The following is a 4,613-nucleotide window of genomic DNA, read 5'->3' as shown; positions in this document are numbered from 1 at the left end:
TCCAAGAAATGGACGATGCCGATCAGAAACTGGCGACAAGCTCTAAACCGCTTTATGATTATGTTCGAAGACCGACTCACTCAATACATGTAACCCTGACAGTTACACAGAATTATTTACAGGGTCGAGTATTTGCCTTAGTGGTAATCGTTGTTCATTGATCTAACACCAAACTTTTTGCTGAGTAACTGTAACATAATGGCAACGTTGTTCGAGATTCAAGTACACCTCTAATTATCGTTTCTATGAGTACTCAGGAAGAGTTTATATGGTGCGTCCTTACTTAAAATTTATCATCCCTATTTTAGTTCCATTACTTATTTTATTGTTGCCTATGACCGCTTTCCCTTTTGAAGGGATGACCGTAATACAGCAGCGAGTGATTGCCATCTTTTTGCTCGCCGCTCTTTGTTGGGTATTTGAACCGATCCCAATCTATGCCACATCGGTAGTCGTGATCGTGCTAGAGCTCCTAATGGTATCGGATAAAGGTATCTGGTTTATGAGGCTTGCTGAGGGAGAAGCTCATTTTGGTGGCTTGCTAAAACATACTGATATCATGGCGACGTTTGCCAGCCCAATTATTATGTTGTTTTTGGGTGGCTTTTTCTTAGCCATGGCCGCCACTAAGTATCGCTTGGATGTCAACCTTGCACGAGTGCTGCTCAAACCATTTGGCCAGAACCCCAAGTATGTCATGTTAGGCTTGATGTTAATTACTGGCATCTTCTCGATGTTTATGTCCAATACCGCAACAACAGCGATGATGCTTTCCATCTTAACGCCTGTCATCGCAGTGTTTGGCCCAAAAGATCCAGGGCGAATTGCTTTTGCTTTGTGTATTCCGGTCGCCGCTAATATTGGCGGTATAGGTACGCCAATAGGTACTCCTCCCAATGCGATCGCATTGAAATATCTGGTCGGTGAAAATTTAATTACCTTTGGTGAATGGATGGCCTTTGGGGTGCCGTTTGTGATCATAATGATGGCACTCGCATGGGTATTGATTAGCGCCATGTTTAAAGCAGAGCAACAAAAAATTGAATTGACCATTAAAGGTAAATTTTTAAAAACACCAAAAGCCATTATTGTGTATGTCACATTTGCTCTGACCATTCTTCTTTGGTTGATGGGCTCAACCCATGGTATGAACTCTTATACTGTTGCACTGATACCCGTGGCTGTCTTTTCTCTTACTGGCATCATCAACAAAGAAGATCTAAAGAAAATTTCTTGGGATGTGCTGTGGTTAGTGTCTGGTGGTATTGCGCTAGGACTTGCATTAGACAAAACGGGGTTAGCGCAACTAGTGGTGAACAGCATTCCTTTTGCGCAGTATTCACCTTACGTTGTTTTATTTGGTGCGGCATTTTTGTGTCTCATTATGGCCAATTTTATGTCACATACCGCCACCGCGAACTTATTAATGCCCATTATGGCCGCGCTTGGTGCTTCAATGACTTCGCTTACTCCACTAGGTGGAGAAATCACGTTGATTCTCGTGGTTACCTTTGCTGCATCACTTGGTATGTCATTACCTATCAGTACACCACCTAATGCGTTGGCGCATGCTACCGGGCACGTTCAAAGTAACCAAATGGCTAAAGTAGGGGTTGTCCTCGGTGTGATTGGGGTGCTGCTCAGTTTTGTTATGGTTTGGTTACTTCATGCGGTTGGTCATATCGGTTAGGTAGCATTATGTCGGATAAAAGACTTGTTGCACTCATTGATCGTTATTTTCGCCATCCTGAACGGATGGTGAAACTGCCTTCGGGAAGTATTGTCATTGAGCAAGAAGGTTATAATGATCGACTCTATTTCGTATGGTCGGGAGAATTGAGTGGCTATTACAACGAAAAAGGCGATAAACCGATAAAAGTTTTTTCAGCCGGTGCAGGTGCTTTTATTGGCGTACACAGTTTTTTTTCTGGTGAATGGATAGCTTCTTCAACAGTGGTGGCTGAATCTACGGTAGAGCTTGCCTGGATCGACCGAACTACGGCCGTCTTAGAAGAAGATCAATATGGACCTTTAACCGCCCAGTTTACCCCCGTTATTGTGAATGAATTATCCCGCCGTCAACGACGCGCAACTCAAGAATCAGTGGCAAAAGAAAAAGCATTAGAAAGGTTATATTCGGCTGAGCAAATGACGACCTTGGGCCAGTTAGCGGCGGGCATTGCCCATGAATTGAACAATGCCATCGGGGTAGTGAGTAGCAAATCTGAGCGATTAGAAGTACTGTTTATGGAGCTGCTCGAAGAGGTTCATCCTGAAGCGAGCCTCTTTTTCGATTTTGGCTTGATGTATGGTCAGAAAGTATCGTCAAACGAAGCTAGAAGGCGAGGTGCTCTTTTCGAAAAGCAATACGCCCTGCCTAAAAATGTGGCAAGAGATTTAGCAAAAGCGGTTCCAGAAGACTACTTATCTTCGCACTGGCTGAAAAATCCACATTTAGCTATCCGTTATTGGCAAATGGGCCGTGACTTGCATGATTTACGTTTGGCCTCTAAACATACTGTTGGCATTGTTAAATCAGTAAAACAACTGGGCCGAACTGAAATTACTCAAGATGAAGAGTTCGATATTAACGATACGATCAATCGAGCATTGGCACTATTACAGAGTGATTTACGACGTGTCAGTGTCCGTATTAGGCTTGCTGCATTACCCTTATTTAAAGGATCTCAGACAGAGCTGGTACAAATTTGGGTAAACATCATCAAAAATGCCTGTGATGCGATGGCTAACATAGCAGAGCCAATGATAGAGATACAAACCAAATTAAGTAAACAACGTATATTGGTAACCATTGCTAATAACGGTCCTGAAATTAACGAAGCCACTAGACGGAAAATATTCCAACCAAGCTTCACCACCAAAAAAGGAGGGTTGTCGTTTGGTTTGGGACTAGGGTTATCAATAGTGAAACGCATTGTTTCTGGGTATGGTGGAAATGTCGTACTCAAAAGTGACAATGAAAGAACAATATTTAGAATTAAATTACCCACGGAGAGCGATTATGGAGAAGCTTAATATCATTTGTGTCGATGATCAAAGGGAAGTATTAAGTGCGATACTGCAAGATCTTCAACCACTCACTTCTTGGCTGAATATTGAAGATTGTGAATCGGCTTATGAAGTATTGGATCTAATGGATGAGTTTGACGAACAAGGTGAGCATATTGCGCTGCTGATGTCAGATCATGTGATGCCAGGAAAGACAGGAGTCGAATTATTAACCGAGGTCGCAGCAGATTCCAGATTTAAGAAAACAAAGAAAATTCTGTTAACAGGGCAAGCAACACACACAGATACGATCAATGCGATTAACACTGCAGGTGTAAATAGGTATTTTGAGAAACCATGGAATGCGAAAGAGCTGGTAGATTGTGTTCGCACTTTAGTGACAGAATTCATCTTTGAAGTAGGTTTAGATTATAAAGACTATCACAACGAATTAGATCAGAAAATAGTGCTAGCAAAACTGAGATAAGTGAATAATGCCCAAATAACTTTAACGGCGGCTATTAAAGTGTTTGGGTATTAATCGATGATATTAAAATGGCCAATAAGCTTGTCATCAGCATTCAATATTTGTCCTTGAGAAGATTCTTCATCATAAATAAAATTGAGATGAAGAGTGTCTAAATTGCAATTTATCTGACTTAATATATGACGTGTCAATATGTCACTATTAAGTTGATGAATAGTCGCATTCCAAGAGCAATGTTTAATATTAAAATGAATATTCATAGTGAGCGTAATTTTTGTGTTGCTTTAGATTTAGCAAACCAAAAACGCTTTCTACCAGTTGTACGAGACATAGTAGATCTCCTTTGTAAAAATGAAAATATTACATAGATAGAAATAGGATTGTCAAAACGGTTTATGCAAAAATGGCTGAATGTTCGAACGGGATAAGCAGAGGGAACGGAGCAGAAGTTTGAGCGATAACGTTGATAACTATAATTTATAATCTAGGTAAAAATAAGAGCGCTGGCGTGGTGCCAACGCTCACACATTCATGCGAAATTATTCAGCACGTACGTTAGCAGCTTGAGGACCTTTAGCACCTTGTTCTACAACAAAAGATACTTTTTGGCCTTCTGCTAAAGTTTTGAAACCTTCAGAAGCGATAGCGCGGAAGTGTACGAATACATCTGGACCGCCGTTGCTTTGAGAAATGAAACCAAAACCTTTAGTTTCGTTGAACCATTTTACAGTGCCAGTAGTAGTGTTAGACATGTTATGTCCCTTATAAAAAATTTTAAAATACAGGTGTTGCTTTGAGACGAATTATTTAAATGAGACCATGAAACTAGAGGACACTTTGAATTGAATCTGAAAGGGAACTTTGGCTTACTTGTTACATTAATAACCCTGTTCAACAGAGCGGACGCATAATCGCATGGTCCTCAATCAAAGTAAAGCATTTATTTTAAAATAATTGAGCATTAGGAATCTGAGCAGGTTATTCGTGATTTTGACCCTGTAAATAATTCTGTGTAACTGTCAGGGTTACATGTATTGAGTGAGTCGGTCTTCGAACATAATCATAAAGCGGTTTAGAGCTTGTCGCCAGTTTCTGATCGGCATCGTCCATTTCTTGG

The 4,613-nt window shown here is 40.8% G+C and carries 5 protein-coding genes; 3 read left to right on the top strand and 2 right to left on the bottom strand.

Features of this window, described 5'->3' with window-relative positions; genetic code table 11:
* Positions 1–271: 271 nt before the first annotated feature.
* Genes AACV20_RS11355 through AACV20_RS11345 form a run of 3 tightly spaced genes read left to right on the top strand, consistent with a single transcriptional unit; the run spans position 272 to position 3,496 of the window.
* Entirely contained in the window at positions 272–1,690 is a 1,419-nt protein-coding gene (locus AACV20_RS11355) for an SLC13 family permease (protein WP_026028719.1), read from the top strand.
* 8 nt (positions 1,691–1,698) lie between these two features.
* Positions 1,699–3,036, top strand: coding sequence for an ATP-binding protein (locus tag AACV20_RS11350; protein ID WP_170908071.1), 1,338 nt, complete (start codon positions 1,699–1,701; stop codon positions 3,034–3,036).
* The gene (locus AACV20_RS11345) at positions 3,023–3,496 is read left to right on the top strand and encodes a response regulator (RefSeq protein ID WP_010317964.1); all 474 of its coding nucleotides are present in this window, start codon (positions 3,023–3,025) and stop codon (positions 3,494–3,496) included. Before AACV20_RS11350 ends, AACV20_RS11345 begins: the two co-directional genes overlap by 14 nt.
* Before the next feature lie 50 nt (positions 3,497–3,546).
* On the opposite strand, the gene AACV20_RS11340 is transcribed toward AACV20_RS11345, so the two are convergent.
* Together AACV20_RS11340 and cspE are read right to left on the bottom strand one after the other, a co-directional pair.
* Positions 3,547–3,756, bottom strand: a complete 210-nt coding sequence (locus AACV20_RS11340; protein ID WP_013856790.1) for a hypothetical protein — start codon at positions 3,754–3,756, stop codon at positions 3,547–3,549.
* Positions 3,757–4,035: 279 nt separating this feature from the next.
* Entirely contained in the window at positions 4,036–4,248 is a 213-nt protein-coding gene (cspE, locus tag AACV20_RS11335) for a transcription antiterminator/RNA stability regulator CspE (RefSeq protein ID WP_010317961.1), read from the bottom strand.
* Positions 4,249–4,613: the final 365 nt, after the last annotated feature.

The sequence above is a fragment of the Vibrio sp. B4-6 genome (assembly GCF_963888245.1).
Taxonomy (GTDB): Bacteria; Pseudomonadota; Gammaproteobacteria; order Enterobacterales; family Vibrionaceae; genus Vibrio; species Vibrio anguillarum.
Note: the sequence above shows the minus strand (reverse complement) of the source record. Positions and strands in the feature narration are given on the sequence as shown.